Here is a 23,867-nt window from a genome sequence, read left to right on the forward strand (position 1 = left end):
TGAACTGAGCTTTAATTCTTTTTTGGGTAGCATAGTTTCACCAATTTTCTAAATGTTTTCTATCCCTATGATACCATTTTTACTTCATCATCTAAATCATGTGGACTAAAAAAAGGAAGAGATCCCTCTTCCTTTTAATCACGAAGACATATTAAGACTTTTTCAGCAGTCTCGTGATTTGCCCGCTTTTTTTTTCATTGTATTCTTCTTTTATTTACTTTTGGATCTGCTGGCCGCGATTGAAAAGTATAGCAAACTATTGCTCCTGATAGTTGTGCTGTTCCTCAATCTTTCCATCATCGTCGTGAATGATGGCCATCGTTCCTGCCTCTTCAGCCATTCGTTTAGCCTCTTTAACAGCCTGCGACTTTGAATCCGTGGTATATTCAGGCTTTTCCTCACCCTCTGCTTTCACAGCCCAGCCTTCCTCGTCATGAGGCACAACATGGAACCTTGCTTCGTCAGTCCCCGCCCGGTCTTTAAAATACTGGTCGCGTTCATCATGGTTATCCTTACCTTTGTACTGTGGCATGTGTAAACCTCCTTAGATAAAAAACATATATAACTTTACCCGCTTATATAACAGAGAAACATAACAGTCAGCTAATGATTTAGTTAATAAATTGAAAATTTTAGGAGATATTACCAAGGAGGCATTAGAGTAAACTAGGCGGTGATTGTTGGGAAATGGGGTTGATTAAGATATATTACAAAGGATGGCTGGGAAAATCCCCCCTGATCAAATACAAGAAGATATTGCAAGGGGATAGCAGGATGTGGATGTAAAAGAAAAACTAATATGGAGCATAGCTCTTCCTGGATTCGGTCAATTGCTTAACGGAAAGTATGTAAAAGGAATACTTTTCATCTTGTTGGAAGTAGTCATCAATGTGCAGGCCAATTTCAACGAGGTCATTTATTTTAGTTTTAACGGGGAGATTGAAAAAGCCATTTCAGCTGCTGACTATCAATGGCTGATGTTTTACCCATGTTTATATTTTTTTGCAATGTGGGATGCGTTTAAAGATGCAGGCGGGGGGAAAGAGCCTTATGCTTATCTTCCTTTCGTGTTTTCAGCATATTTTGTCACAGTAGGGATTATGTTTTCAACAAGAGTAAAACTGTTCGGAATCCTGTTGGGGACGATGTGGTTTCCGATGCTATGTGTTATTCCGGGATTATTAACCGGTTTTTTATTGAAGCGAATATTAAAAAAGGATTGAAGAGAGCATCAATCCCCTTTAAACAGACGAAGGTAACCTGCAAAGCAAATTTGCAGGTTATTTTAAATGTGTTAATAAATGATTCGCCGCAGTTTTTCTTGGTAATAGAGGGGGCTTCATTTTCGTCGAATATTGGTCATAACAAATCCGCTTTCAGGCAATGAAGGCATTTTTGATAGACTATAGCTTAAATCCTGAGGCGGGACTTCAAAATCAATATTGCCTGACAGAAAATCGAGGCTCGACTTCATCACCTCTATTGTAATTCCTTCGCCCGGGCATCGGTGTCCCTTTGAAGGGTCGCTCCCTCCTTGGGGCATGAAATCAAATAAATTGGTCTTCCAGCCCTTAAACCTCTCCGGCCTGAATTCATTTGGGCGCTCCCAGATCCGGGAGTCGTGATTCATACCATAAATATCCTGAAGGACAAGCATTCCTTTTTTGAATTCACATTGTTTCCAGATAAAATCCGCCTTTACCCTTGCCCCAAGAAATGGGGTGAACGGATAATAGCGCCGTACCTCCTGTGTGAACATTTCCAGAAATTCGCCCCTGTCTGATTGCAGCTTTTCTATACTCTCTGGATGCTCATGCAATGCTAAGGCTGAAAACGTAATGAAGGTTGCAATCGCAACAATCGGACGTAACACATTGATAAGCTCTACCGCAGCTATTTTCGTATCAAGCAGGAGGCCGTCAGACTGTCTGTGAAAAGCCATCTCATAAACTGCAGAACCTTCTGCAGCCAACAGCTTGCCAGTCCTGACATCGTTGATGATCTTGCTGATCCATTCTTCAGCCCTGTTTCTTGCCATTCTTCCTTTCCAGTGTCTCGGACCGACAGCTCCAAAGGCATCAACCATAGCGTGGAAATCGTCGGCACGCTTCTTGAGCTGGGATTCCTGGAGAGGGACTCCTGCCCAGTTGCAAGCTATCCTGCATAAAATTTTCTTTGCTTCTTCAAACAGAACAACCGTTTCTGCACGTTCCCATTTACTGACCGCAGCTTCCCAATCATCCATCGCAAGCGACGCGAGCCTAGTTTGATGAGCGGGTGTCATGAGGGACATAAAGAGGAGCTTACGGTGTATATGCGCCTCGCCATCCATAGTCTGGATGGCATTAACGCCAAAAAGTGATTGTTTTACGCGCATAGGTGCAGCACCTTTTCGCACGAACCGTTCCGGATCGTAAAACACTTTTGCGGCTTCTTCTCCGGTCATGCAAATCACCCTCTGCCCGAATAAACGAGTTTCAAAAACATCGGACTTTAGAACGTCAACCCTGTTTTTAATAAACAGATAACCATCACGCAGCAAATCGATAGTATGGTCTAACCCTTTCTCATGGGGAACTTGTCCGTTCATTGACATAATAATCTTCTCCTTTGCATGCTGACCATGACCGTCTTTTTTAACGCATTCATTTATTAATAGTTGTTTTTCAGTAGGATAAGCAGGGCCCGTTATCCCATCCCTTTAAGTATTGAAACGTAGGTATGTTTTTAAACATGATGTGCTTTGGTTCTAGTAATAAATATTTAATAGCGGAAAATTACAGTACAGACGCAGATGATTGGATAGTAAAATTGATAGGCTTTTTCGGACAGGGCAAGCATGTAATTCCATGGAGCAGTGCGAAAGAGAGAGGGTAATTCGGACAGCGAAGCCAGGAAGGAGCCAGAGGTAGTCCGAATAAGAGGATTATTTAGACAGGAAAAATAGAAAAAACGCCATCCAGCAGCCGCAATAACTGGGTTATTCCATATCATAAGCATGATTAAGAACAGGGAACGCAGCGTATGAAAGGCTGCTATTACGATCAAGGACCGTTTCGTAGCTGATATTGTAATGATGCCGATAAAAGATGAAACCGGTGATGTACAGGGATATGTCGTTATGCTGATGGATGTCACTACAAAAGCTGCGGAAGACAAAGAGAAGGAGCAGCTGATTAATGCTCTTTACTAATAATTACAATATGGGAAGATACGATTGCTGTACCTTGGATAGGCAAGTTTAATGAGGAACGTGCCGACAAGGTGATCTCTTCTGTATTGAATGAATGTGCATTCAATAGCGTAAGATATGTTTTGTTCGACTTAAGCGGTGTTTTTCGAATTTGAAAACGAAACAAAAAATGAGCTTAAAAATTAACTGATTTCCCTTAGATTAATCGGATCTCAATGTGTCCTTGTTGGCATTAGTCCGAAGTTGGTGATGTTAGCCAGGGAGATAAGGAACAATATTCTTACATTTCCGACTGCCTACGCCGGACTGCAGCACATCATAAAATCAGCTCAATAAGAGTTAAACCGCATTCTTCGATGAAAACACCACTGTCAGTCGTCTTGGACTATCTAACAGGGGTGTTTTTTTATGCCATATTTTTCAGCTATTACTCATAAGGGATGTTTATTGATCCTGCTGAAAAAAACGTACAATGAGCCGATTCAGTTCTTTCAGATCCGTTTCTCCAAAAGGTGTCTGACCTCCATCCAAGGATGACAAAGCACTCTTTATCAAATATTCCCGCGGGTTAGTGGAATGGATGAGTTCATCCTGGATAAAGTCCAATAACTCAATATATTTCGCTTGTTCTTCCATATGGTTTAGTGTTTTTTTCATTGATAAAACAGTGTGGTTTAGGTCCTTCTGAAAAGTTTGTCTAGTTTTATTGCATTCTGGCAGCCACTTATTCAGGAGGGTTGGTTCCATTAATTGATCACCTGTTTCCGCCACTTCATTAACCATTGATACGACCCGCTCTACACTGTAATGGACGACTTTATGGATACTGGCTTTTGAACCATGTGCCAACGTGTAATATTTGAGGTTATGCTGCAAAATGCCCACAAACATGATGGCGCAATCCAACAAATACGGTTTCTTCGTTTCACCAAATATGTCTGCAAAACGCTTGGTCAACCAGTGCAGTGTTCGCAATTGTCCTTCTTTGATAAATTGTTTAAGGTCTGGATCATTTGAGAAAATGACTTCTTCGAAAAGGGAAAATAATTTATTGGCTCTATTAGTCTTCAACTGCAATACCATCTGTTTTACGAAAATTTCAATATTGGAAGGGTCCTGGCCAATCAGCAGTTCATTCCGGTCTTTTTCCATCCTTTTGTAAATCGTTTTAATAAGTGCGATTAATAGTTCATTTTTAGAGGAAAAATAATTATAGAATGTTCCCTTGGAAATTCCGCTGTACTCCAAAATGTCCTGGATGGAAGTGGCTTGAAAGCCTTTGTCGATAAATAGTTGGTGGGCCATTTCGATAACATGCTGTTTTCTGTCGTTCATCTCATCACCTTATTTTAGTTGGACAGTCAGTATAGAAATTATAATACAATATTTAATCCCTTAGCACAAACCCTGAAAAAAACCGGTTTTTTTTATTGCGCATTTTGTACTGGTGGTATAATATATTGTCTGTGTGTAACAAGGGTACAAAAAAATGAACTTATCGTATACAGGAGGAACACAATGGATCATTCGCAACAAAACACAGGGCGTCCGCCATACGGGATTCTTGCAATCCTGATCGTCGGAGCCTTTATCGCGTTTTTAAATAATACTTTATTAAACATCGCCCTTCCTTCAATCATGACTGATTTGAAGGTAAAGCCGGCAATTGTTCAATGGCTTACCACAGGGTTTATGCTTGTCAACGGGATTTTGATTCCGACTACAGCTTTCTTAATCCAAAAGTATTCCGTACGCCATCTGTTCCTTTCAGCCATGGCGTTATTTACGTTAGGAACGATCCTCTCAGGCAGCGCAGATACGTTTTCTGTATTGCTGGTTGGGCGGATGATACAGGCTTCAGGAACGGCAATCATGATGCCATTGTTGATGAATGTGATGCTGACAAGCTTTCCAATTGAAAAACGGGGCACAGCAATGGGCGTTTTCGGGTTAGTCCTGATGTTTGCGCCGGCAATTGGCCCTACTTTGTCAGGCTGGATCATTGAACATTATGACTGGAGAATGCTTTTCCACTTTATCACACCAATAGCAGCTGCTATCCTTCTGATAGGCTTTTTCTTGCTCAAAGATAAAAAAGAAAAGGTGGACATCCGCCTTGATTTATTCTCGCTTTTATTATCCAGTGCAGGGTTTGGCGGGTTATTATACGGGTTCAGTTCCGCAGGGTCTGAAGGCTGGGATGACCCGGAAGTGTACACTACACTGATTATAGGTGTCATTGCATTGGTTTGGTTTATTTTGCGCCAGCTGAGGCAGGATAGGCCAATGCTTAATTTTCGGATCTTTAAATACCCTATGTTCGCCTTATCGTCGGCCATTTCCATGGTTGTGATAATGGCAATGTTCTCGGGCATGCTGCTGACTCCGATCTATGTCCAATCGATACGGGGGATTTCGCCATTTGATGCGGGTCTGATGATGCTGCCGGGTGCAATTGTGATGGCCTTTATGTCACCGATCACAGGAAGACTGTTCGATAAATTTGGCGGACGGGCGCTGGCAATCATTGGTTTGGCTATCACAGTTATCACAAGTTATTATTTTAGCGAACTGACACTTGAGACTACATACACACAGTTGATTATTTTATATACTGTCCGTATGTTTGGCATGTCTATGGTAAATATGCCGGTTACTACAAATGGATTAAATCAGTTGCCGGCACAGTATTATCCGCACGGCACAGCAATGAACAATACACTTCAACAGGTCTCCGGGGCAATTGGCACGGCCTTGCTGGTCACAATTATGTCTATACGGACAGAGACACATATCCAGGAACTCACCGAAGATGCCATGAAGAATGCTGCAGGCGCACCGCCAACAGAAGCTGCCATGGTTGAGATGCAGCAGCAAATCGTCATGAAAGCAACTTTGGAAGGCATAAATGACGCATTTTTTGTCACTGTTTTCATTGCTGGTTTAGCGCTTGTCCTGTCTTTCTTTATCAAAAGGGCAAAGCAGGCGGAAGACATTATCGGAAAACCCTCTGCCCAAAATCCATCTCAAAAGTTGGCAGAGAAATAAGCTCGATCGTTTAGCAAGACAAGTGTATGAGGTGAAAAAAGCTGCTCGCAAGATTGAGCAGCTTATTTTCTTATGAAAGATGTGTAAAATATGAAGGAACAGTATTTTGATAAATTGCTGAATATAAGTACCGGTGGAGATCAACAGGGTTTCAATAAGTCCTATCATTATCATCGCTATGAACCAACGCCGTTCAGTGCATTAGAAGAATTATTCAAACATTATGAAATCAATCGCAACGACTGTCTTGTGGACTTTGGAAGCGGCAAAGGAAGGCTTGCGTTTTATACCCATTATTTCTTTGATGCTACTGTAACAGGCATTGAAATGAATGATCTTTTTTACCATGATGCGGTTGAAAATCTAACCCGTTACATAAAAAAACGCAAAAACGCCAAAAGCCAAATCCATTTCCATCACTGCCTTGCGGAAGAGTATGATATTGATTCCGCCGATAACCGGTTTTATTTTTTCAACCCGTTTTCCATCCAGGTTTTTATGAAAGTTGTAAAAAATATATTGATTTCAGTGGAAAAATCAGAGAGGAATGTTGACCTCATTTTATATTTTCCTTCAGAGGATTATATCTATTTTCTGGAAAATAGCACACCTTTTGAACTGATGAGAGAAGTAAAACTGCCGGTTTTATCTAAAGACTATGCCAACGAGAGATTTTTAATATATCGGCTTTTATATGCTTAATGGTTCCAATACCAACAATGGAATTCAGAATTTACTTCTGAAATCTATAATATTTCACCAATATTAGGGAATTCTATGAACAAGGGAGGTGATTGAGATGAAGGACGAAAAAAGTAAAATAAAATATGATGCGGATGGGAATATCTTATCACCAGCATCAGATCCAAAAGAGCCACCAGCATATCTGGACTCAAAAAAAGGGATATTGGAAGAGAAGAACCCTGACGATTTTGAATGAAGCAGACAAATTAAGCCTTACATAAGTCTGCAAACAGCATAAAATATACCTTGACACATACAGAAGGCGGATAAGCCTTCTTTTTTTTACAGAAAAAACAGAAAGGAATCAAAAATATGGGCGAACACTTTTTTCAATTCTTTATCGATGGAGCAGTTGTCAAAGTTTCCACAGCTGATGAAATAAAAAAGCAATACCCGGACTGGGCAGGAGAATATATGATTGGCGACCTGATGGAAATCGACGGGGAAGAGAGGCATGTAACGGAGGTCCACGAACAATTTGCACGCCATGAAGATGATCACTTTACACGAGTGGTACTAAGTTGAGCAGACCGTGAATCTCTTTAAATCCTTCAGACCGAGCAAAATAGATATGGATGGGGCTAAATCGATCCTGTGATGTGGGTTTATAAGACAAAGGGATGTGCGCTGGCCGGGAAAGTGTCCTTCAGAAACGTTCTGATGGACAAAATCCGGCCAATCGGCCGGAGAAATGTCCATCATATGGGCTCTAATGGACAAAACCGAACCAGCTGGACTGGGAAATGTCCATCATGGCCTTTAGAGATAAATTTTATATGTAGTAGAAGCATAACAAGAAGGTTAAAAATTAGTCCTGATTTCGCATTGAATTAAATTACCCAATTAGTATAAAACCGCACGTCCGGCCAGCCGACTGTTCTTCGGGGGCCTTTTTTTAGTCCACGGAATAAGCAGCACCTGCTTTAAATTATCACATAATTGTAACAAATTCACAAACAAATGAAATTCGTTCTCAATTATTCATTGACAATATGAAAATACCTCTCTATTATTGAGATATAAACAAGTTGATAATGATTATCATTGTTAGTTCGATTTAGAGAAGTTGAGGATGCCACATGAAGAAACGTTACTTACTTATAGCGCTGCTAGTACTTTCTATACTTTCACTCTTTGTTGGAGCAAGCAGCATAACACCAATGGAACTTTTCGATTTTCAATCGGAGCAGACAGAGATTTTCCTGATCAGCCGGATTCCAAGGTTAATTGCCATTCTTCTCGCTGGAGCAGGGATGAGCATAGCCGGACTGATCATGCAGCAGCTGAGCCGAAACAAATTTGTTTCTCCGACCACGGCCGGAACATTGGATGCCACGCGCCTTGGGATTTTAGTTTCAATGCTTTTTTTCGCTAATGCTTCCATGCTTGAAAAAATGGCGATCGCTTTTGCCTTTGCGCTTGCTGGTACGTTTCTGTTTATGCAAATCCTCGACAGGATCAAGTTCAAGGATGCGATTTTCATTCCGCTTGTAGGCCTGATGTTCGGGAATATTCTTTCTTCAGTCGCAACATTTTTTGCTTATCGCGCGGATGTGATCCAAAATATGTCCGCCTGGCTGCAGGGAGATTTCTCGATGGTTATGAAAGGCCGGTATGAACTGCTTTACATAAGCATTCCTGTAATATTGTTAGCCTATTTGTTTGCGAACCGTTTTACGGTTGCAGGAATGGGGGAGGATTTTTCGAAAAATCTTGGGCTTGCGTACAAACGTGTGGTGAATATCGGGCTGATTCTTGTAGCTCTAATAACAGCGACAGTCGTGCTCACGGTAGGCATGATCCCCTTTTTGGGATTGATCATCCCTAATATCATTTCGATTTTCAAAGGTGACCACCTTAGAAAGACATTGCCGCACACAGCACTGCTTGGAGCTAACTTCTTGTTGGTTACTGACATTTTGGGCCGGGTCCTCATTTACCCATATGAGATTTCGATTTCCCTGATGGTAGGCGTGATTGGAAGCGGCATCTTCCTGTATCTGCTGTTCAGGAGGAAGGCCTATGCGTAATTCATTCAAAATAATGCTACTCATGGTAGTGGCAGCCGGTATCTGCGGCATTTATTTATTTCACGATTTAAACGGAAGTTTTGATTATGCCTTGCCTAAACGGGCCATGAAAGTAGCTGCAATGATACTGACGGCTCTTTCGATTGCATACTCAACAGTGGTGTTCCAAACGATCACCCATAACAGGATTTTGACCCCCAGCATTATCGGGTTGGATTCTCTTTATATGCTATTGCAAACTTTCATCATTTTTTTCCTTGGCTCTAGCCACCTCACTGTGGTGAATAAGCAATTGAACTTTGCAATATCTGTAGCTACAATGGTTGTATTTGCTTTTCTTCTGTACAATCTGCTCTTTAAAAAAGGCAATCAGCCGGTATATTTCCTGCTTCTTGTAGGAATCATCGTCGGAACCTTTTTCTCAAGCATTTCAACCTTCTTGCAGGTGCTTATTGATCCAAATGAGTTCCAGATTGTGCAGGATAGAATGTTCGCAAGCTTCAATAATATTAATTCTGATTTAGTATGGCTGGCTGTGGGATTGGTTGCACTGCTGATCGCTTATGCATGGCGTTACACATCCTATCTCGACGTTTTATCACTGGGGCGTGACAATGCCATCAATCTTGGCGTTCCATATGATTCCATTATCAAAAAAATGCTTGTATTGGTCGCAGTGTTTATCTCGATTTCTACCGCATTGGTGGGTCCTGTCACCTTTTTCGGATTAATTGTTGCAAACCTGGCGTATCAGACTTTTCGAACATACAAACATAGCATTCTGATAAGTGGTGCCGTTGTTATAAGTGTCATTGGGCTTGTAGGAGGCCAATGGATGGTGGAAAGGGTGTTCACCTTTTCGACTACGCTTAGTGTCATCATCAATTTCGTCGGTGGTGTTTACTTCATTTATTTGCTGTTGAAGGAGAGTAGGTCAACATGATTCAAGTGCGTTCACTGTCAAAGTTTTACGGTAAAAAAAGTGTGGTTGAGGATGTGACAATTGACATTAAGCGCGGCCAGATAACGTCCTTCATCGGTCCAAACGGTGCAGGGAAATCGACGCTGCTTTCCATGGTGAGCCGGCTTTTGGATGCAGATACTGGTGAAGTGCTGATTGACCAGTCAGATGTCCGGAAGATGAAGTCCAATGAGTTCTCGAAATCTGTCTCGATTTTGAAGCAGTCAAACTACATGAATGTAAGGCTGACGATCCGGGAACTGGCTTCCTTTGGCAGATTCCCGTATTCAAAGGGACGGTTGACGGCTGAGGACGACCGGATCGTTGATCAAGCAATCGAATACATGGGCCTCACCGATATACAGGACAGTTACCTCGATGAGCTTTCCGGGGGACAGAGGCAACGTGCCTTCATCGCAATGGTCATCGCCCAGGATACAGACTACATCTTGCTGGATGAGCCACTTAATAACCTGGATATGAAGCATTCAGTCCAAATTATGAAGATTCTCCGCCGCCTTGTCGATGAATTGGGAAAAACAGTAGTCATCGTTTTGCATGACATCAACTTTGCTTCGGTGTATTCTGACCGCATCGTCGCACTAAAGGATGGCAAAGTCGTCAAAGATGGACCAACCCAGGAAATTATTCAATCAGATGCATTAAAAGAAATATATGATATGGATATCCCAATCCAGGAAATGAACAATTGCCGAATCTGCGTTTATTTTAATTCATAATTAAAGGAGAGAAGATAAAATGAAAAAATGGAGTTTCGCTGCCCTTATTTTTACACTGATTTTTGTATTAGCTGCCTGCGGTTCAAAGGAAACACAGACTAACGCAACTGGTAAAGAAAGCAAAGCTGCTGAGTCGAAGGAAATGACCATTAAACACCAATATGGGGAAGCCGTTCTTAAAAAGAATCCTGAAAAAGTAGTTGTGTTTGATTTTGGCGTGCTGGATACACTCGATGAGCTTGGTGTAGATGTGGCTGGTGTACCACAAGCTGTTGTCCCTGACTACCTGAAGAAATATGCTGGAAAAGAGTACACGAATGTAGGAAGCTTAAAAGAACCTGATTTTGAAGCCATCCATTCACTTGAGCCTGACGTGATTTTCATTTCTTCAAGGCAGGCTGCACTTTACGATGAGTTTGCGGAAATCGCTCCAACAGTATTCGTTGACATGGATTTTGCTAATTATATGGATTCTTTCGAGAAAAACATGAATCTGATTGGTGAAATTTTTGAAAAAGAAGATGAAGTTGCCGCCAAGCTGAAAGAAATAAAAGCAAGTGCTGACGAGATAAATAAAGAAGCAGCGGCTTCGAATAAAAAAGCTTTAATTCTGTTAGCCAATGAAGGAAAAGTAAGTGCGTTCGGTTCAAATTCTCGTTATGGCTTCATCCATGATGTTTTTGGGTTCAAACAAAGTGATAAGCAAATTGAAGTATCCCAGCATGGCCAAAGCATTACCTTTGAATATATTTTAGAGAAGAATCCAGATATCCTGTTCGTGATTGACCGTTCTGCTGCGGTAGGCGGCGATGTCGGAGCAAAAGAAACAATTGAAAACGAGCTTGTTAAAAAGACAGCTGCTTATAAAGAGAACAAAATCATTTATTTGGACGGAAAGAACTGGTACTTAAGCGGCGGCGGGTTGCAGTCATTCCAGGCAATGATTGAAGAAGTAAAATCTGCCTTATAATATGGGTCCTGCTACCCATGGAGGGGTTAACATGTTTTATCAAATTAAACGGTTGCATGTAAAAGAAGGATTCTCGAGCCAAATGGTCGAACGTTTTTCAAAAAAGGGAAGTTTGATCGAACAGCAGCCAGGGTTTATAGATAAGCAAGTATTAGTCAAAAAAAGCCGGCGGGGCGATGAGGAAGTCCTCGTGTTGATTCACTGGGAGTCAGAGGAGGATTGGAAGAACTGGGAAAAGCATCCGGACCATATCGCTGGTCATAAAGCGAATCTCGGCAAGCCCAGGCCTGAGTTTGTGATTGAGTCGAGCCAGGATGTATATGAGGTAAAATCCTGATTCAAGTTAAATAGCCATATATGAAAATTAGGGAGCTGGCATTGCCAGCTCTCTTTCTGTTTGTCTTAACCTTACAGACAGGAGATATTCCCCATATGTAAAGTCTCATGAACCGGACTGGCCGTATATCAACATAGAAAACAGCACATAATATTTGCGTATTTTTGTTCAAGGGGAGGTGATCTTATGGCAGAAAGGAAGAGCAAGAACCCAACAGGAAACCTGCACAATGAAAACAATGATATGGATGGAGGACCAATTGGGGGCCGTTTAAATAGTGATGATTCTTTTAGCGACACTGGCTTAAACAATGCCCGTCTAACCCGAGAGGCCGTAATTGGTGAAAAAACAGATCATTAACGTATGCAGACTCATACCATCGGCGTTTAGAAAAAGCCGTGAGCACAAAAGCAGAATTGGAGGGTACCTTATGAAAAACGGCAATGATGAGCTATTGGGAAACGCAAGAAATATGGACAGAGATGTTGAATATAAAAACAATCAAAAAGCCAATCGGAAAAACAGTGAACCAAGTACAGGTGATCCTGAGGCAATCGACCCGGCAGGCCTCAGTGGCGGAGACACGAGGGGAAGATAAATAATCGGGAATCCCGGTTAAATACTCGGAGGTAATAATAATGTTCCATCAAGATAACAAACCGGAAGCAGATGTTCGCCCTGAACGTCGGCAAGATGCTTTAGCCGGAACAGATGAAATAAACAACGCCAGCCCGAATGTACCTCAAAATTTTGTGGGCAATGGGCCTGGAAGCTCACCGGATCATCCGAATGCAGGAATGGCCGGGGCAGGGCCAGATGTTCAATGAACATGTTTACACTTTATGGCATGGCGTGAAATTTATCAGCATACCATAAAGTTTTTTTCGTTAACTCGTACATAAACACTGATTTTTAAGATATGAAACTCTGTATTATACAAAATAACTTTATTATGAGTAAAAGTTGTTTTATTATTAAAAAAATAATACGTTGGTGGAAATGAAAAGAATTTATTCAGGATTTCTTCGTTGCATTCTTTAGGGTATGATGGAGTCTGTAGAGCACACTGGTTTTTATGTGTTAGATTGAAAAAATGGCAGAATAGTAGTTGTTCGTGTACAAGGAAGCTTTCCAGCTTCACTGAAGATCAGCTGGAAGCCTTGCGCAGAATTTCCTACGATGTTTTTTGTTCATGATCATCGATTTGGATGAGCGCTCCTTTTTTAATCCAATATTGGAAGCTATCCAACGGAAAGACTCCCCGGCAAATAGAATTTTCCATCTTTATTACCACTTTATCACTGGTAATTTCCAATATTTTTAATTTGTCCGATTTACTGATGTTCGGAATGAAGGAGCTTGTCATTTCAAATTCCATGTTGTTGTATAAATTCATTCTTAATAACCCCCTGATGGAAATGGACTTACGTTTCTTCTCTAGATTTCCCATTTATTAAAAAAATATCCATATCCCCGGCATGCGAAAATTATACAATAATTCAGAAATGTTCTATGTACAGAGTTGCGTAGGATCAAGAAATTTTAGAAGGAGAGAACTTTATGTTGATGTTTGTATTAGTGGTGTTGACGTTATTCCTCATTCCAGGCCCAGCCGTGCTTCTGACTGTAGGCCAAAGCCTGAGAGGAGGGAGGAACGCCGGGATTTTTACGGGTATGGGGATAGCGGTCGGTGATTTGATTCATACTTTGGCGTCTGTTCTTGGATTATCAGCGATTCTGATGACTTCGGCCCTTGCCTTTGATGTGGTGAAATATCTTGGTGCATTTTATCTCGTGTTCCTTGGTATAAAAGCGTTTCTTGATAAACCTGCAAGTCTTGATATCCCAGTAGTTCAAAAAACAGACCCTTCAAGGTCATTTCGGCAAGCTATTTTGATAGAATTGCTAAATCCTAAAACGGCACTGTTTTTCCTCGCATTCCTGCCGCAATTCGTCCGTCCTGACGGGTTGCCGGTCGTTTATCAACTGATGATTCTGGGGCTTACCTTTGTTTTGATGAGCATTTTATATACTACTTTTATAGCTTTTATAGCAGGGTCAGTAAGCATATGGATATCAAGAAAGAAAAACAGCTTTTCGCGCTGGCAGGGTAAGATTATAGGAGTGATCTATCTGGGACTCGGCTTACAACTCGTGTTTCAAAATGAACGTTAGGTACCATTTATTAATAAGAAAGTGATACACCGCTTATCTTTTTCTGTTCATTGGTACTTTGACTAGGAATTAAAGAAGGCACATCAAAGTAGCATTTTACATCCTGAATCTTTATCATTCTGTGATTTATTCAGAGCCAGTGTGTTAATTTCACTTCGTTATATCGTTATTAAAGAAAGATAGAACCGGGCACAATATCTTTTATCAAAGTTATATTAATTGGAAGTGAAAAGAATGTCGGATTTTTGTCCAGTGATATGGCCTGAGGAACCAACTCCAGGTGACCAGAAAGCTTGCCGTGATTGTGGCCTTTACAAACATGGAAGGCGGATGGTCTGGGGGGAAGGTAATCCTGAAGCACCAATCTTGGTCCTTCTTGATAATCCGGGAGCACGTGAGGACCGCGACGGAAATCCTTTTGTTTGCGGAACCCGGCAAACACCTCAACAAGCGGCTGATCAAGCTGGCTTATTCATGGATAATATATATATTACCTATATTTTAAAAAGAAAGCCTTTCAGGGCTTATGATAAAGACCATGCACGGAATGCCTGCATGATGCATCTTGACCAGCAGCTGCTCGCAAAAAAACCTTCGCTGCTCGTTTGCTTGGGCAACGTGGCAGTGCAGTCTTTTTTTTCGAAACCCCGGTGCTGAAGTGAAGACATTCAGGGGCAAATGGCACGATGTCCGGGGTTTTCAGACAACCGTTGCTTACCATCCTTTAGCTGTAAGGCGCCGTCCTAATTTGTGGCCATTTTTTATAGAAGATTGGAGGCAGGTCACCGAACGTTTTCATAGTGTCCGTCCATACCTGCAAGTAACCCCGCATGTGGCGTGTGCCCTTCCAAAAAAAGATGCCCTTGATGCTTTTTAAAAGCTATTATATAGTATTTGTAAATATGAAACCAAATGGTTTCATAATGCTATCTGGAGGTTATTACATGGAAAAGAAAGAACAATTATCAGATATTATACGCAAGGAAGTTTTTAACGCCCCAATCGGTAAGGTATGGGATGCTGTTGCTACATCGGAAGGTCTGGCCGCATGGTTTATGCCTAACGACTTTCAACCTGTTGAAGGCCACGAATTTCATTTAAACGCAGCCCAATTCGGAATGTCACCATGCAAAGTGACGAAGTTAGATCCTGCAAACACTCTTTCTTTTAACTGGGGTAAGGACTGGACACTTACTTTTCATTTAAAAGAAGTAGACGGCAGGACAGAGTTAACGATTATGCACTCTGGTTGGGATGCTGATAAAGTCACTGAATTCGGCGCACCTCATTCCGTCGTCCGCAATAATATGGAGAATGGGTGGACAGGCTTGGTTGATAAATCACTGCGTCAGTATGTCGAGGCATAATGTGCGCGGCTGTTAAACATGATGTCTTCCAGGCTATCGCCGACCCAACACGCCGACAATTATTAAAATTGTTAAGCGATCGGGAGATGCCTGTCACCGCGATAAGCGGGCATTTTCCAATGAGCAGGACAGCTGTTTCCAAGCATCTGCGCATTTTATCTGAGGCTGGCCTTGTACATGAGAGGAAAGTAGGGCGGGAGACAAGATACCTTCTTAATCCTCAGCCATTGAACGAATTGCGCGATTGGCTCGAGTATTTCGAAATATACTGGGATAACAAATTATCCATGCTCAAACACTTTCTTGAAGACGATCAGCCGAACAAGGCAGCGCGCGTAGCCTTACAGGAATTGAATAAGGAAGAAAAAACAGATAAAGATAATGACTAGTGAGGTGCTTTTGCACCTCTCTTTATTTTTAGGGGTTCAACTATAATATTCTGGATGCAGAATAAATAAAATGCAGGCAGTCATTCCGGCCCTGCAAACATGACATTTATCATGCATTGTGCATGACACGTGCTACTGCACAGGTACACTTTACTTCTTTATAATTATAATTAACAACACTAAGGAAGGGGAAATAATATAAAATGTCGACTGATAACACGAAACAATTGAGGAAACAGGTTGCCCCTTATGAAAAATCAAATACAAGGGACAGTATCATACAGATCGTAAATACAATTGTGCCTTTTGTCCTGCTATGGTACCTGGCCTACCTGAGCCTTGATATATCCTACTTTTTATCGTTAGGGATATCGGTTGTTGCCGCGGGGTTTTTGGTGCGGATTTTTATCATTTTTCATGATTGCTGCCATCACTCTTTTTTTAAGAACCGGAAGGCAAATAAAGTACTCGGCACAATCACGGGCATTTTAACAATGCACCCATATGAACAATGGCAGCACGACCATTCTGTTCACCATGCTACTAGCAGTAATTTGGACAAGCGGGGTACAGGGGACATTTGGGTACTTACTGTGGAGGAATATTTGCAGGCGTCATTTTGGACTCGTCTTGCTTACCGGCTTTACCGTAATCCGTTCGTCATGTTTGTTGTAGGCCCGGTATATGTTTTTCTTATCAAGAATCGGTTCAACAGAAAAGGTGCAAGGAAGAAGGAACGGATCAACTTATATATCACAAATATTGCCATCGTAACGCTGATTGGGCTCCTTTGCTGGGCAATCGGATGGCAGGAATTCCTTTTGGTACAGGGTCCCATCTTTTGGATTTCCGGTGCTGCAGGTGTCTGGCTGTTTTATGTCCAGCACACATTCGAGGATGCCTATTTTGAAGAAGATGTACATTGGGAGTACGTGAAAGCAGCAGTGGAAGGAAGTTCTTTTTATAAGCTTCCAAAATTACTGCAATGGCTGACAGGAAACATTGGCTACCATCATGTCCACCATTTAAGCCCAAGGGTGCCAAATTATAAGCTCGAAGATGCGCACAATCATTCTGCACCTCTGCAGAATGTACCAACGATCACTCTGGCTACAAGCCTCAGCTCACTGAAGTTCCGCCTTTGGGATGAGCAAAACAAAAAATTTATTGGCTATAAAGACATCAAGTCTTTAAAGAGTGTCTCAGTGCACACAAAGCCTGGAATTTAGAAAATACATTGTAGGAGACTCCCCTTATCTGTGAGAATTTGCAGGGGAGTCTTTGCATTCAATCAGTGAAGGCCATTATGGTAAAATGACAGTATGACAAAAAAAGAGGTTCTATGATGTTTAAAAAGTACTGGGTGCTATTAAAAAGTACTGGGATTTCTCCCTATATTTGGACAATACTTTGTATTTTGCCGTTTTATTTTATTTTCCAGTCTTCCTCAACGGCCGAGATTGTCGTTGGGATCATTTTGACAATAGCATTTTTTTTAAGTTACCGGCTGGCATTGCTATCAAACAAGTGGCCCGTTTATTTGTGGACTGTCATCCTGGTCGGCATTTCTTTTGCGTCGACAGCCCTGTTCAGTTATGTGTATTTCGCCTTTTTTATTGCTTACCTGATCGGTAACATGCAAGACCGTTTCGCGTTTATTTTTTTGTACGTCCTTCACTTGATCAGCTATACCGTTTCGATCAACTTTAAATTTTTCCAGCCTGATGAACTGTTTTTAAAGCAATTGCCATTCATTATTATTATTTGGATCAGTGTCATCCTGCTCCCATTCAGCATGCGGAACCGGAAGGAGCGGGGGCAGCTTGAGGAAAAGCTTGAAGATGCCCATAAACGGATTGAAGAATTGGTAAAGCTAGAGGAACGGCAGAGGATTGCACGTGACCTTCACGATACGCTAGGCCAAAGGCTTTCACTAATTGGCTTAAAGAGCGACCTCGCCAGAAAATTGATTTATAAAGACCCAGAGAAAGCCAGAAGTGAATTGCGGGATGTGCAGCAAACGGCAAGGACCGCATTGAATGAAGTGCGGAAAATGGTGTCACAAATGCGCGGCATCAGATTGAAGGATGAAATCATTTACGTAAAACAGTTGCTTAAAGCAGCCCAAATAGAGCTTGTGTACAACGAAGAACATACCTTATCGAATGTACCTCTGTTAACTGAGCACATACTGAGCATGTGTTTAAAGGAGGCTGTCAACAACGTGGTCAAACACAGCGGGGCCGAAACCTGCTATATTTCCATCGAACAGTCCCAAAACGAACTCATCATCATTGTAAGGGACGATGGCGTTGGCGGGGTGTCGGAAAACGACTTTGTCAAAGGCAATGGTCTGATCGGCATGAGGGAGCGCCTGGAATTTGTGAACGGAACTTTGGAACTTTTTGAGCAGGATGGAACTGCTTTAGTCATCAAAATTCCAAATGTAAAACAAATCGTAAAGGAGCAGCTTATATGATTCGAATCGTCATTGCGGAAGATCAGCGGATGCTTTTGGGAGCTTTAGGTTCGCTCCTTAATCTTGAAGATGATATGGAAGTCGTCGGAAAAGCGAGCAACGGGGAAGAAGCCGTCGCCCTTGCCCGCAATCATCAGCCGGATGTTTGTGTAATGGACATCGAAATGCCCGGAAAAACAGGGCTCGAAGCGGCGGAGGAACTCAAAGATCTTGGGTGTAAAGTCATCATTTTAACCACTTTTGCCCGTTCAGGTTATTTTCAGAGAGCATTAAAAGCGGGGGTGAGCGGTTATTTGCTGAAGGACAGCCCGAGTGAGGAGCTTGCAAGCTCAATCCGGAGCATCATGGCAGGGAGGCGTATTTATGCGCCTGAACTGATGGATGATGTTTACGGCGAGGAAAACCCGCTGACTGAACGCGAGAAGGAAGTGTTGGAGTTGGTGGCGGACGGCAGAAACACAAAAGAAATCGCAAGCCAGCTCAGCATCACTTCAGGAACAGTCCGAAACTACATTTCCACAATATTGGATAAGCTCGATGTAACCAACCGGATAGAAGCCATTAAACAATCGAAGGAAAAGGGCTGGTTTAAATGAATTTGACGGGCTATACACTATTTCAATAGAACAGTTCCGATACAATGGTTCTAATCGACTTTACGTCAAAGGGACCACTCAATTTTGTCCAATAGAATGCTTCTAATCGACCTTACGTAATAGTAGTCTCTGAATTTTGTCCAATAGAATGGCTCTAATCGACCTTACGTAATAGAAATCTCTGATTTTTGTCCAATAGAGTGCTTCTAATCGACCTTACGTAATAGAAATCTCTGATTTTTGTCCAATAGAGTGCTTCTAATCGACCTTACGTAATAGTAATCTTTGAATTTTGTCCAATAGAATGGTTCTAATCGACTTTTCAATAAGGAATTCCCTTTATATTGTCCGATAGAATGGTTCTAATCGACTTTACGTCAAAGGGACCAACTCAATTTTGTCCAATAGATTGCTTCTAATCTACCTTAGTCAGAGAAATCTCTGAATTTTGTCCGATAGAATGCTTCTAATCGACCATATGTCAGAGGAATCGCTACATTTTGTCCAATAGAGTGATTCTAATCGACTTCTCGCCAGGAAACCTTTGTTTTTGTTCACTACAAAGATACAAGCGTTAAATTACTTAAAAAGCCTCGATAGTATAGCAGCCTCAATCTTTTTCCACGGCAAAAAATTTTTCATGAAAATATTCTTCTTCACTCCTCTCCCGATTGGATACCGGAGGTCCGGGCTTTGCCGCTGTGAGGCGATCCGGGCTACCAATTTGGCAACTTCCTATGGGTCTCCATGATTTTTCTTGCCCCATTCAATTGTGTTCAAAATGGCATTCATATAGGAATGATAGGGAGAATCAGGCCTGAGTTGAGTGCTGTCGATGCTAGACCAGATATTTGTTTGATAAGAACCCGGCTCGACGAGCACAACATCGATACCATACGGTTTTACCTCCAGACGCAGACTTTCGCTGAAGCCTTCAAGTGCATGCTTGGACGCAGTGTACGGGGACAATCCCGGAAAACCGATTCTCCCACTGATGCTGCTCATGTTAATGATTCTTCCCTGGCCACGAGCACGCATGAAAGGCAGCACAGCCTGTATTGCAGCAATAGCCCCAAAGAAGTTTGTTTCAAATTGCTTTCTGTAATCGTCAACAGTTAGCTCCTCGCAAAATCCCCCGACTGCAAAGCCCGCATTATTAACCAGTACATTGACCGATTCATGCTGATTGAGGTATGTATTCAAATCCTTGATTGATTCAGGTGAAGCCACATCCAGAGGGTGGATATTTATGTAGTCAAGTACATTCTCTGCTTTAGCCATTTCCAAAAGTGTATCTGCTTTGTTCACGTTCCTCATTGTGGCGACCACCTGAAAGCCGCTTTTCGCCAACTCCATCACCGTGAGTAACCCAAATCCAGTTGATGAACCCGTAACAATCGCTGTTTTTTTGCTCATATTGAACTCCTTAATGTCCTTTTCCTTTATTTTAAACTGATTGCCGGGTGGTGTGCACCACACTTTTCTTTTGTGTTCGATGCGGAAGAAAATTCCTGCTACTTATTGCCCATTTAAGTATGAAATACCGACATAATATCTAAAAAGGTCAAACTATTTTATTAGTAATCTTGATTAGATTAAAAAGTGTTGGAAGAAGCTTGTCAAAAAAGCCTTAATGTGGTCGACAGAAATGAATTTATACATACGGAATTTTTTGCTACATTTAAAGGTGAATATTCAAACAATTTTGGACGTTGAAATGGATCATACAAATTACTAGTGACCAAGCAAATCAGTTATATAATATTTTTATCTTTGGATTGAAATTTAAAGGTTAATAGTAACCTGAAAAAATAGATACCAAAGGAGACCATAATCATGGCAAAAAAAGAGGTCATCGCTCTACTATTGGCAGGTGGAAGAGGTACAAGGCTGAAAAAACTCACGGAATTTGCCGCAAAGCCAGCAGTCCCTTTTGGAGGCAAGTACAGGATCATTGATTTTACTTTAAGCAACTGCAGAAATTCCGGAATGGATACTGTCGGCATTCTCACACAATACCAGCCCCATACGTTGCAGAATTATATAAATGACGGGAAGTATTGGGACCTGGACCGGCGGGATGCTGGCATTACATTTCTGCCGCCTTTTCAAAGTGATTATATGGATAGATGGTATGATGGGACTGCTAATGCAATCGCCCAGAACCGCCAGTTTATCCAATCCTATGATCCTGAATATGTCCTGGTTTTGTCAGGAGACCATATTTATAAAATGGATTACAACAAAATGCTTGAGCAGCACAAAAAAACTGCGGCCGATGCAACCATATCTGTTATCAGTGTGCCATGGTGCGACGCCGGCCGGTTTGGCATTTTGAGTGTGGACCCGGAATCCCGCCAAATCCTAGAATTTGAAGAAAAACCCCACAATCCCCAGTCTAATCTTGCTTCTATGGGTATCTACATTTTTAACTGGAAAACCTTGCACTACATATTTGAACAACTGGACAGTGCTCCGCAGGCACGCAATGACTTCGGCAGGGACATTATTCCTTATATGCTTAAGGAAAATTATAAGCTGTATGCCTATGAATTTAATGGATATTGGAAGGATGTAGGCACCGTTGAAAGCTTTTGGGAAGCTAACATGGATTTACTTTCAGCAGATACGAACCCAATACTCCAGCAAAAAGATTGGCCGATTTTGACTGCCGATCATTCCCAGCCGCCCGCTTACCTGGATGGTGATGCCGTCATCAGGCAGTCGTTAGTGAGTGAAGGCTGTGAAATCTATGGGGATATCCTTAATTCCGTCGTCTCCCTTGGTGTTACGGTAGGTAAAGGTTCGACCATAAAAAATTCAGTTGTCCTGCCAAACGCCGTAATAGGAGAAAACGTAAGAATCGAAAATGCGGTTATAGGCGGAGAAGCGTATATTGACAGCAATATCAAAATCGGTGATATGACGTTGGGTGATGTAGTACTCATTGGTGACAAAGAAGTGATTAAAAAAGAGGTTTCAAGGAATTTTCTATAAACCAGGGACTTAACATTTTTTTACAATCATTTAGCAATAGTTTAATAAAATTATGTTAACTTTTAGATATCGAAGGCAACAATATTCTATTCAGAATAGGATGTGTTGGAGCATGGTTACTAAAGTTAGCATAAATTTTATACTGATCATGGCACATTTCTTCTTGCTTTGAGTATTGATGTCCTTTAAAAGGGCATTTTTTAAACTCAAATTTTCCGCCCCAACCAGAAAAACAGCAAAAAATCGGATATATCCCGTCTTCGCCTCTGTTTAAAAAACTTCCAAAAGAAACTGCTTCAGTGTTACATCATTTATGCACGGTGACAAGAAGCATACGTTACTGACGAATGCTTCTTTCTTCTTGTTTTTTTCCTTGAAAATTACAAAAAAGATGCAAAACTATTTACGAAAGATTTTTAAAAGCGAGACTTTTTATTCAAAAGGACTGGAATATAAAGGTTAATTGTATGATAATATACTCAAACGTGTTTAGGGGGAATGGGCATGGAACAAAATCCGATATTTTATGATGGAAGTGTTTCTTTCCAGTCTGCGTTAAATGATGAGTCGCCTATCAATGAACAGCTGCAAATAACTGATGAAATGAGAAAGAACATCGGCTTCAATCCTTATTTTGTTGACAATAACCAATAAGAAAAAGTAGAAAAAGGGACTGCAAAATATATGCAGCCCTTTTTTTGGGATATAACTGATTAAAAAAAGAATCTATAATCCAGGGATAAAATCGTTGACTCTAAAGTAAAAACCTTATAAAATTTAGTCTTGGATTAAAAAATATTTAATTCAAGATAAAAAGATAGCTACATAACTATCAAGATCAATAGCAGAAAGGTGAAGAACATCCATGGCAAAAGTTTTATACATCACGGCACACCCACATAATGAAACGCAATCGTACAGCATGGCTGCAGCGAAAGCATTCATCGATACTTATAAGGACGTTAATTCAAATGATGAGATCATTCACATGGATTTATACAAGGAGAACATCCCGCAAATTGATGCCGACATTTTCAGCGGCTGGGGCAAGCTTCGGGCTGGGCAGGCATTTGAAGAACTTTCTGCTGAAGAGCAGGCAAAGGTTTCACGTCTTGCAGAACTAAGTGACCAGTTCGTCGACGCAGACAAGTATGTATTTGTCACTCCAATGTGGAATTTTTCATTCCCTCCAGTAATGAAGGCATATCTTGATGCTGTGGCGGTTGCCGGTAAAACGTTTAAATATACCGAACAAGGTGCTGTTGGGCTGTTGACAGACAAAAAAGCACTGCACATCCAGGCTCGCGGCGGAATTTATTCTGAAGGTCCTGCGGCTGACATGGAAATGGGCCACCGGTTTATAAGCATCATGATGAATTTTTTCGGGGTTCCTTCATTAGACGGATTATTCATCGAAGGCCATAATGCAATGCCAGAAAAAGCACAGGAAATTAAGGAAAATGGCATCGCTCGCGCAAAGGACCTGGCTCATACATTCTAATAATATTAATCTCAACAAGGCAGATCGAAATCGATCTGTCTTTTTTTGTTCCTGACGGAGAACGAAGAGAAAATGTCTGCTGCATATGGGTAATAAAGTCTGATAATTATAATGAGGTTTTATGGTAAAATGAAGAAAAAAATGGAAGGTGGTGTGAATCAGCATACCGTACTGTCTGGGGTTTACAATTCTATTGCTTTCGGAATTTGAAGGGGGTTTACAATTCTATTGCTTTCGGAATTTGAAGGGGGTTTACAATTCTATTGCTTTCGAAATTTGTAGGGGGTTTACAATTCTATTGCTTTCGAAATTTGTAGGGTTTAAAAACCAATTTGCATTC

Annotated in this window: 27 protein-coding genes and 1 pseudogene; 23 read left to right on the forward strand and 5 right to left on the reverse strand. The window is 41.4% G+C overall.

Going from position 1 to position 23,867, the window contains the following annotated elements; genetic code table 11:
- Positions 1-256: 256 nt before the first annotated feature.
- The gene (locus CVD19_RS23820; RefSeq protein ID WP_101585667.1) at positions 257-532 is read right to left on the reverse strand and encodes a DUF2188 domain-containing protein; all 276 of its coding nucleotides are present in this window, start codon (positions 530-532) and stop codon (positions 257-259) included.
- Between the two features lie 244 nt (positions 533-776).
- On the opposite strand from CVD19_RS23820, the gene CVD19_RS23825 reads away from it, so the two are divergent.
- Positions 777-1,223 carry a hypothetical protein gene (locus CVD19_RS23825; RefSeq protein WP_101585668.1) on the forward strand — a complete coding sequence of 149 codons (447 nt, stop codon included), beginning with the start codon at positions 777-779 and terminating at the stop codon, positions 1,221-1,223.
- A gap of 116 nt (positions 1,224-1,339) precedes the next feature.
- Here the strand turns inward: CVD19_RS23825 and CVD19_RS23830 are convergent, their stop codons facing one another.
- Both CVD19_RS23830 and CVD19_RS23835 read right to left on the reverse strand, forming a co-directional pair.
- Positions 1,340-2,590, reverse strand: coding sequence for a cytochrome P450 (locus CVD19_RS23830; RefSeq protein ID WP_101585702.1), 1,251 nt, complete (start codon positions 2,588-2,590; stop codon positions 1,340-1,342).
- Between the two features lie 1,047 nt (positions 2,591-3,637).
- A complete protein-coding gene (locus tag CVD19_RS23835; protein WP_101585669.1) occupies positions 3,638-4,528 on the reverse strand; it encodes a TetR/AcrR family transcriptional regulator in 891 nt (296 codons plus the stop codon).
- Positions 4,529-4,711: 183 nt separating this feature from the next.
- Between CVD19_RS23835 and CVD19_RS23840 the strand changes: the two genes are divergently transcribed.
- From CVD19_RS23840 to CVD19_RS23880, 12 genes are all read left to right on the forward strand, one after another.
- A complete protein-coding gene (locus CVD19_RS23840; RefSeq protein WP_101585670.1) occupies positions 4,712-6,241 on the forward strand; it encodes a DHA2 family efflux MFS transporter permease subunit in 1,530 nt (509 codons plus the stop codon).
- Positions 6,242-6,331: 90 nt separating this feature from the next.
- Entirely contained in the window at positions 6,332-6,943 is a 612-nt protein-coding gene (locus tag CVD19_RS23845; RefSeq protein WP_101585671.1) for an SAM-dependent methyltransferase, read from the forward strand.
- Positions 6,944-7,040: 97 nt separating this feature from the next.
- Positions 7,041-7,181, forward strand: a complete 141-nt coding sequence (locus CVD19_RS25095) for a hypothetical protein (RefSeq protein WP_180953780.1) — start codon at positions 7,041-7,043, stop codon at positions 7,179-7,181.
- A gap of 116 nt (positions 7,182-7,297) precedes the next feature.
- The gene (locus CVD19_RS23850; protein WP_101585672.1) at positions 7,298-7,510 is read left to right on the forward strand and encodes a hypothetical protein; all 213 of its coding nucleotides are present in this window, start codon (positions 7,298-7,300) and stop codon (positions 7,508-7,510) included.
- Positions 7,511-8,064: 554 nt separating this feature from the next.
- Positions 8,065-9,015 (forward strand): ABC transporter permease, encoded by a 951-nt coding sequence (locus CVD19_RS23855; RefSeq protein ID WP_101585673.1) that lies wholly within the window; start codon positions 8,065-8,067, stop codon positions 9,013-9,015.
- Complete coding sequence (locus CVD19_RS23860) at positions 9,008-9,958, forward strand: iron chelate uptake ABC transporter family permease subunit (protein ID WP_101585674.1); 951 nt, start codon at positions 9,008-9,010, stop codon at positions 9,956-9,958. The genes CVD19_RS23855 and CVD19_RS23860 overlap by 8 nt, the downstream gene beginning before the upstream one ends.
- Positions 9,955-10,716: an iron ABC transporter ATP-binding protein gene (locus tag CVD19_RS23865; RefSeq protein WP_101585675.1), complete on the forward strand. Its 762-nt coding sequence runs from the start codon at positions 9,955-9,957 to the stop codon at positions 10,714-10,716. The genes CVD19_RS23860 and CVD19_RS23865 overlap by 4 nt, the downstream gene beginning before the upstream one ends.
- Before the next feature lie 19 nt (positions 10,717-10,735).
- Positions 10,736-11,686 (forward strand): siderophore ABC transporter substrate-binding protein, encoded by a 951-nt coding sequence (locus tag CVD19_RS23870; RefSeq protein WP_101585676.1) that lies wholly within the window; start codon positions 10,736-10,738, stop codon positions 11,684-11,686.
- 31 nt (positions 11,687-11,717) lie between these two features.
- Entirely contained in the window at positions 11,718-12,023 is a 306-nt protein-coding gene (locus tag CVD19_RS23875; protein WP_101585677.1) for an antibiotic biosynthesis monooxygenase family protein, read from the forward strand.
- Positions 12,024-12,209: 186 nt separating this feature from the next.
- Entirely contained in the window at positions 12,210-12,383 is a 174-nt protein-coding gene (locus CVD19_RS25100) for a hypothetical protein (RefSeq protein ID WP_180953781.1), read from the forward strand.
- Positions 12,384-12,453: 70 nt separating this feature from the next.
- Positions 12,454-12,621 (forward strand): hypothetical protein, encoded by a 168-nt coding sequence (locus CVD19_RS25105; protein WP_180953782.1) that lies wholly within the window; start codon positions 12,454-12,456, stop codon positions 12,619-12,621.
- 40 nt (positions 12,622-12,661) lie between these two features.
- Positions 12,662-12,850 (forward strand): hypothetical protein, encoded by a 189-nt coding sequence (locus CVD19_RS23880; protein WP_101585678.1) that lies wholly within the window; start codon positions 12,662-12,664, stop codon positions 12,848-12,850.
- 347 nt (positions 12,851-13,197) lie between these two features.
- On the opposite strand, the gene CVD19_RS23885 is transcribed toward CVD19_RS23880, so the two are convergent.
- Entirely contained in the window at positions 13,198-13,419 is a 222-nt protein-coding gene (locus CVD19_RS23885) for a hypothetical protein (RefSeq protein WP_101585679.1), read from the reverse strand.
- A gap of 164 nt (positions 13,420-13,583) precedes the next feature.
- Here CVD19_RS23885 and CVD19_RS23890 point away from each other — a divergent pair, with 164 nt between their 5' ends.
- The 7 genes from CVD19_RS23890 (at position 13,584) to CVD19_RS23920 (ending at position 19,029) form a co-directional block, all read left to right on the forward strand.
- On the forward strand, positions 13,584-14,198 hold the full coding sequence (locus CVD19_RS23890) for a LysE family translocator (RefSeq protein ID WP_101585680.1): 615 nt from the start codon (positions 13,584-13,586) through the stop codon (positions 14,196-14,198).
- A gap of 234 nt (positions 14,199-14,432) precedes the next feature.
- Positions 14,433-14,855 (forward strand): uracil-DNA glycosylase family protein, encoded by a 423-nt coding sequence (locus CVD19_RS23895; protein WP_257985281.1) that lies wholly within the window; start codon positions 14,433-14,435, stop codon positions 14,853-14,855.
- A 287-nt stretch (positions 14,856-15,142) separates the two neighbouring features.
- Positions 15,143-15,565 (forward strand): SRPBCC family protein, encoded by a 423-nt coding sequence (locus tag CVD19_RS23900; RefSeq protein ID WP_101585681.1) that lies wholly within the window; start codon positions 15,143-15,145, stop codon positions 15,563-15,565.
- Positions 15,565-15,954 carry an ArsR/SmtB family transcription factor gene (locus CVD19_RS23905; protein WP_101585682.1) on the forward strand — a complete coding sequence of 130 codons (390 nt, stop codon included), beginning with the start codon at positions 15,565-15,567 and terminating at the stop codon, positions 15,952-15,954. The genes CVD19_RS23900 and CVD19_RS23905 overlap by 1 nt, the downstream gene beginning before the upstream one ends.
- Positions 15,955-16,157: 203 nt before the next feature.
- A complete protein-coding gene (locus CVD19_RS23910) occupies positions 16,158-17,183 on the forward strand; it encodes a fatty acid desaturase (RefSeq protein WP_101585683.1) in 1,026 nt (341 codons plus the stop codon).
- Between the two features lie 116 nt (positions 17,184-17,299).
- A complete protein-coding gene (locus tag CVD19_RS23915) occupies positions 17,300-18,433 on the forward strand; it encodes a sensor histidine kinase (protein ID WP_101585684.1) in 1,134 nt (377 codons plus the stop codon).
- Positions 18,430-19,029 carry a response regulator transcription factor gene (locus tag CVD19_RS23920; RefSeq protein ID WP_101585685.1) on the forward strand — a complete coding sequence of 200 codons (600 nt, stop codon included), beginning with the start codon at positions 18,430-18,432 and terminating at the stop codon, positions 19,027-19,029. Before CVD19_RS23915 ends, CVD19_RS23920 begins: the two co-directional genes overlap by 4 nt.
- 579 nt (positions 19,030-19,608) lie before the next feature.
- On the opposite strand, the pseudogene CVD19_RS23925 reads toward CVD19_RS23920, so the two are convergent.
- Positions 19,609-20,445 (reverse strand): annotated as a pseudogene (locus tag CVD19_RS23925) (SDR family oxidoreductase).
- A gap of 420 nt (positions 20,446-20,865) precedes the next feature.
- Here CVD19_RS23925 and CVD19_RS23930 point away from each other — a divergent pair.
- From CVD19_RS23930 to CVD19_RS23935, 3 genes are all read left to right on the forward strand, one after another.
- A complete protein-coding gene (locus CVD19_RS23930) occupies positions 20,866-22,026 on the forward strand; it encodes a glucose-1-phosphate adenylyltransferase (protein WP_101585686.1) in 1,161 nt (386 codons plus the stop codon).
- A 504-nt stretch (positions 22,027-22,530) separates the two neighbouring features.
- A complete protein-coding gene (locus CVD19_RS25110; protein WP_180953783.1) occupies positions 22,531-22,680 on the forward strand; it encodes a hypothetical protein in 150 nt (49 codons plus the stop codon).
- 211 nt (positions 22,681-22,891) lie between these two features.
- Positions 22,892-23,527 carry an FMN-dependent NADH-azoreductase gene (locus CVD19_RS23935; RefSeq protein WP_101585687.1) on the forward strand — a complete coding sequence of 212 codons (636 nt, stop codon included), beginning with the start codon at positions 22,892-22,894 and terminating at the stop codon, positions 23,525-23,527.
- Positions 23,528-23,867 lie beyond the last annotated feature (340 nt).

This window comes from Bacillus sp. T33-2 (assembly GCF_002860205.1).
Taxonomy (GTDB): domain Bacteria; phylum Bacillota; class Bacilli; order Bacillales; family Cytobacillaceae; genus T33-2.

Coding starts and splice junctions, on each gene's coding strand:
- CVD19_RS23820 (WP_101585667.1), bottom strand. CDS start 532: ATGCCACAGTACAAAGGTAAGGATAACCATGATGAACGCGACCAGTAT.
- CVD19_RS23830 (WP_101585702.1), bottom strand. CDS start 2,590: ATGAACGGACAAGTTCCCCATGAGAAAGGGTTAGACCATACTATCGAT.
- CVD19_RS23835 (WP_101585669.1), bottom strand. CDS start 4,528: ATGAACGACAGAAAACAGCATGTTATCGAAATGGCCCACCAACTATTT.
- CVD19_RS23840 (WP_101585670.1), top strand. CDS start 4,712: ATGGATCATTCGCAACAAAACACAGGGCGTCCGCCATACGGGATTCTT.
- CVD19_RS23845 (WP_101585671.1), top strand. CDS start 6,332: ATGAAGGAACAGTATTTTGATAAATTGCTGAATATAAGTACCGGTGGA.
- CVD19_RS25095 (WP_180953780.1), top strand. CDS start 7,041: ATGAAGGACGAAAAAAGTAAAATAAAATATGATGCGGATGGGAATATC.
- CVD19_RS23850 (WP_101585672.1), top strand. CDS start 7,298: ATGGGCGAACACTTTTTTCAATTCTTTATCGATGGAGCAGTTGTCAAA.
- CVD19_RS23855 (WP_101585673.1), top strand. CDS start 8,065: ATGAAGAAACGTTACTTACTTATAGCGCTGCTAGTACTTTCTATACTT.
- CVD19_RS23860 (WP_101585674.1), top strand. CDS start 9,008: ATGCGTAATTCATTCAAAATAATGCTACTCATGGTAGTGGCAGCCGGT.
- CVD19_RS23865 (WP_101585675.1), top strand. CDS start 9,955: ATGATTCAAGTGCGTTCACTGTCAAAGTTTTACGGTAAAAAAAGTGTG.
- CVD19_RS23870 (WP_101585676.1), top strand. CDS start 10,736: ATGAAAAAATGGAGTTTCGCTGCCCTTATTTTTACACTGATTTTTGTA.
- CVD19_RS23875 (WP_101585677.1), top strand. CDS start 11,718: ATGTTTTATCAAATTAAACGGTTGCATGTAAAAGAAGGATTCTCGAGC.
- CVD19_RS25100 (WP_180953781.1), top strand. CDS start 12,210: ATGGCAGAAAGGAAGAGCAAGAACCCAACAGGAAACCTGCACAATGAA.
- CVD19_RS25105 (WP_180953782.1), top strand. CDS start 12,454: ATGAAAAACGGCAATGATGAGCTATTGGGAAACGCAAGAAATATGGAC.
- CVD19_RS23880 (WP_101585678.1), top strand. CDS start 12,662: ATGTTCCATCAAGATAACAAACCGGAAGCAGATGTTCGCCCTGAACGT.
- CVD19_RS23885 (WP_101585679.1), bottom strand. CDS start 13,419: ATGAATTTATACAACAACATGGAATTTGAAATGACAAGCTCCTTCATT.
- CVD19_RS23890 (WP_101585680.1), top strand. CDS start 13,584: ATGTTGATGTTTGTATTAGTGGTGTTGACGTTATTCCTCATTCCAGGC.
- CVD19_RS23895 (WP_257985281.1), top strand. CDS start 14,433: ATGTCGGATTTTTGTCCAGTGATATGGCCTGAGGAACCAACTCCAGGT.
- CVD19_RS23900 (WP_101585681.1), top strand. CDS start 15,143: ATGGAAAAGAAAGAACAATTATCAGATATTATACGCAAGGAAGTTTTT.
- CVD19_RS23905 (WP_101585682.1), top strand. CDS start 15,565: ATGTGCGCGGCTGTTAAACATGATGTCTTCCAGGCTATCGCCGACCCA.
- CVD19_RS23910 (WP_101585683.1), top strand. CDS start 16,158: ATGTCGACTGATAACACGAAACAATTGAGGAAACAGGTTGCCCCTTAT.
- CVD19_RS23915 (WP_101585684.1), top strand. CDS start 17,300: ATGTTTAAAAAGTACTGGGTGCTATTAAAAAGTACTGGGATTTCTCCC.
- CVD19_RS23920 (WP_101585685.1), top strand. CDS start 18,430: ATGATTCGAATCGTCATTGCGGAAGATCAGCGGATGCTTTTGGGAGCT.
- CVD19_RS23930 (WP_101585686.1), top strand. CDS start 20,866: ATGGCAAAAAAAGAGGTCATCGCTCTACTATTGGCAGGTGGAAGAGGT.
- CVD19_RS25110 (WP_180953783.1), top strand. CDS start 22,531: ATGGAACAAAATCCGATATTTTATGATGGAAGTGTTTCTTTCCAGTCT.
- CVD19_RS23935 (WP_101585687.1), top strand. CDS start 22,892: ATGGCAAAAGTTTTATACATCACGGCACACCCACATAATGAAACGCAA.